Source organism: Arthrobacter sp. Hiyo1 (assembly GCF_001263615.2).
Taxonomy (GTDB): Bacteria; Actinomycetota; Actinomycetes; order Actinomycetales; family Micrococcaceae; genus Arthrobacter.
In genome coordinates, this window is the sequence record NZ_DF952473.1 from 54,041 (window position 1) to 57,663 (window position 3,623).

Sequence of the window (3,623 nt, forward strand, 5' to 3'; positions counted from 1 at the left end):
CTGCGAGGTCCCTCCGCCGCCAAGGACCGCCGAGCCCGGCTGCTCCTTGACTCCTGCATTCCTGACGGCGTCGACTATGCCCGCCACATCCGTGTTGTGGCCGACCCGCCGCACGCCGTACTCAGTCGCTTCGAAAGCCACCGTGTTGATGACGCCCAAGTACGCACCGGCCCCCCGGACCTCGTCGACTTCGTCCACCATGGCGGTCTTGAGGGGCATGGTGACGGACAAACCGCACCAGTCATCCCCGTCCACGAGGCCCGCCATGAAGGCCGGGAGCCGCTCCACCGTTACATCGATCGCCGAGTATTCGATGTCGAGCCCGAGCTTCGCGTAGGCCGCTCGGTGGAGCGCCGGTGACTTCGAGTGGCTGATGGGGTGCCCCAGGACGGCAGCACGTCTACTCACACGCACCGTCCGGCGTTGGCAGCACACCAGGCGTTGTATTGGTCAACGTATTTGAGGTGTTCCGCCAGGGTGCTGGAGAACTTGGTTTCCTTGGTGTCGAGATTGATCGTCACCCAGTAAAGGTAGTTGTTGGCTGTCGGCTTGGCGGCGGCATCGATCGCCGTCTTGCCGGGTGAACCGATGGGGCCGACCGGCAGGCCCACGTTGGCGTAGGTGTTGTAGGGGTTGCCCTTGTCGGCCTTCTGGGCGTCGGTCAGGTGGAAGGTCTTGGTACCCAGGCCGTACGTAACGGTGGCGTCGGACTGGATGAGCCCGTTCGTCTCGGTGTTGCCCGGCTTGAGCCTGTTGTAAATGGCGCCGGCCACGTTGCCGTAGTCGGCCTGCCCGCCTTCAGCCTGCACGATGCTGGCTACCGTGATGGTCTGGTACTGCTTGGCGGGATCCGTGACACCCTGGGCCTTGAGCTCGTCGGTAGTGGCCGTGACCAGCTTCTGGAGGATGTCCTTGGCAGAGGTTCCAACGGGGAAACGGTACTCCCCCGGTGCCAGGAAGCCTTCCAGGTTTTTTGCCTGGGCAGGGACGCCAAACTGGGCCGGCGAGTCGCTGAGCGCCTTCAATTCGGAGAGAGGTATGCCCGAACCCTTGGAGATCGCGTCAAGGGATTCACCGATGCGCAATCCGGCACTCAATGCGAAGTACATGACCTTGGAAGAATCCTTGCCGAGGAGCACATTCACCGCATCGGAGTTCTTCATTTCCGTTTTGAAAGTGAAATCACCGGGTGAGAGCTCACCACCGGCGGCAGTGAAGGCTGCCACGAAAGAATCCGCGTCGGCAATGACGTGCTGGCTCTGGAGGTTGCTCGCGACCAGCTTGGGGCCGGAGCCCGGGGCAACCGTGATGGTGACCGAGCCGGTGCCCGGGCCTGGGTAGTCGCTGACCTTGTCCATCCCGAGCAATGGCTTCAGGAACTGTGCACCAACGGCAACCGCTGCGACGAACACCGTGAGGGTGAGCAGGAGCGCGACAAGCCGACGGCGCCTGCGGACTTTCTTCGAGGGGACCTTCGGCGCAGGAGTCGCAGCTGCCATGAGGTCGTGCGCACCGTGCTCCTCGTGGACCCCGTAGTCGAACTGGGGGTCGTGGTGCGCATAACCTTCGTCATGGGCCTGCAGGTCGTGAAACTCGTCATCGTGTGCAACGTCGTAGCTGTGAACAGCGTCGTGCTCGACGACATCGGGGTGGAGAGTATCGTGCCTGACGTCGTCGGGGTGCGCCACGTCGTAGTGCTCGACCTCTGGCTGCACTGTGTCGTCGATGGGGTGCACGGCGTCAACGGGCTGCAGGGGAACTTCAGGCTGCGCCGGGTCAGGGTGCTCCTGCAGGTCCTCTTGGGACCGGACTGCTTCTCCATGGTTACCGTCGCCATAGATACCGTCGTCGTGGAGGTCAGCGGCGTGCGCGGTCGCTTCCGGGGCCGCCGGCGCATAGTCCGGGACGTATGCAGGCTGCGGTTTCGGGACTGCGACAGGTTCAAAGTGGACAGGCACAGGTGGTGGCAACACCTCCTGGTTCTGCGTCTCCAGGAATCGTTCCCTGGCACGGATTTCACGACGCGTCAGAGGCCGGGTACGGTCTTCTGCTGCGTCGTTGGAGGGGTCGTTGTTGACCGGGCTCACTATTGTCTTCCCCTCGTTGGAGAGTGTGGATCAATGCCGGAGGCCGGCAGCGGCGCACTGGCACCGTCAATGTGTTGGGGTGGCATCGGCGCCTGCACGCGCCTGCCCACATCCGCACCTCTGGCTTTTTGCATGTCGATCGCGTGCTGCAGAATTCCGGCAGCGGCAACCTGATCCACCACTTTACGATGATCCTTGCTGCTCATGCCAGCTTCATGGAGATTGCGGTGGGCCGTCACAGTACTGAGCCTCTCGTCCACCATGTTGACTGGAACATCGAGTCCACGGCGCTGCAAGTGGGCTGCCAGCAAGTCCGCGTAGTCCGTGGCCATGGCCGCAGAAGCGTGTTCTTCGCCCTTCATCGTCCGCGGCAGGCCGACGAAGATCTGGACTACGCCGAGCTCATCGGCATGCCGGACAATGACCCCGATATCGGAATTCTTCTTGGCGTCCCGGCTTACCGTCTTGAACGGCGTGGCCAGGATCCCGTCCGGGTCGCAGATGGCGACTCCCACACGGACGGTCCCGACGTCTACCCCCAGTTTGATGCCCCGGGGGTAGTCGTCGTTGCTCGCAATGGCCTCCAAAATCAGCGCTTGGCGATCGCGTCCACAACGGCCGCAAGGGCCGGTGCGATCTTCGCGGCGTCGGTTCCGCCGCCTTGGGCGACGTCGTCCTTGCCGCCACCGCCGCCACCGAGGATTCCTGCGGCCACGCGGACAAGGGCGCCTGCCTTGACGCCCGCTTCACGCGCTGCCTCGTTGGTGGCGATGATGATGACCGGACGATCGTTGCTGACACCGGCCACGGCAACCGTGGAAGCTTCGGAGCCGAGCCGGTTTCGCAGGTCCATGGCGAGGCTGCGGAGGTCGTCCGCTCCCCCGACGTGGCCGGCGTCGTGCGCCACTACCCGGACGCCTGCGGCATCCTGGGCCGTGGCAACGAGGTTCGCAGCGGCTGCGGTCAGCTGTTCCTTGCGGAGGCGGTCGAGTTCCTTTTCCGTTGCCTTGAGCTTGGCCAAGGTGCTGGAGATCCGGTCCGCCAACTGGCCCGACGGGACCTTGAGCATCTCCGTAAGCTCGGTGACCAAGGCTCGCTCAGCTGCGAGGTGCCGGAAGGCGTCGAGGCCGACGAAGGCTTCTACGCGGCGGTTTCCCGAACCCACGGATTGCTCGCCGAGCAGCGACAGGCTCCCGATGAGGGAGGTGTTGGCCACATGGGTGCCACCGCAAAGCTCACGGGACCACGCGCCGTCGATCTCCACAACCCGGACTTCGCTGCCGTAGTTTTCGCCGAAGAGGGCCATGGCGCCCAGGGCCTTTGCCTCGGCGAGGCCCATCACCTTGGTGTCCACCCGGAAGTTATTGCGGATGGCGATGTTCGAGACCTCTTCGATCTCGGACTTCGTGGCTGCGCTCAATCCCTCGCCCCAGGCGAAGTCGAAGCGTAGGTAACCGGCCTTGTTGAAAGAGCCACGCTGGGTGGCTTCCGGGCCGAGGATCTGGTGCAGGGCGGCGTGCACGATGTGGGTGCCCG

At 64.1% G+C, this 3,623-nt stretch carries 4 protein-coding genes; all 4 read right to left on the reverse strand.

Annotation, left to right across the window (positions count from 1 at the left end):
• On the reverse strand, positions 1 to 408 hold a 408-nt coding region (locus AHiyo1_RS27000), incomplete at its 3' end, for a shikimate dehydrogenase family protein (RefSeq protein ID WP_445286232.1).
• Positions 405 to 2,087, reverse strand: a complete 1,683-nt coding sequence (gene mltG, locus AHiyo1_RS15845) for an endolytic transglycosylase MltG (RefSeq protein WP_059389198.1) — start codon at positions 2,085 to 2,087, stop codon at positions 405 to 407. The genes mltG and AHiyo1_RS27000, both read right to left, overlap by 4 nt.
• Entirely contained in the window at positions 2,087 to 2,674 is a 588-nt protein-coding gene (gene ruvX / locus AHiyo1_RS15850) for a Holliday junction resolvase RuvX (protein WP_059389199.1), read from the reverse strand. Before ruvX ends, mltG begins: the two co-directional genes overlap by 1 nt.
• 2 nt (positions 2,675 to 2,676) lie before the next feature.
• Positions 2,677 to 3,623: DHHA1 domain-containing protein (locus AHiyo1_RS15855; protein WP_253257388.1), on the reverse strand; the 947-nt coding region annotated here is incomplete at its 5' end.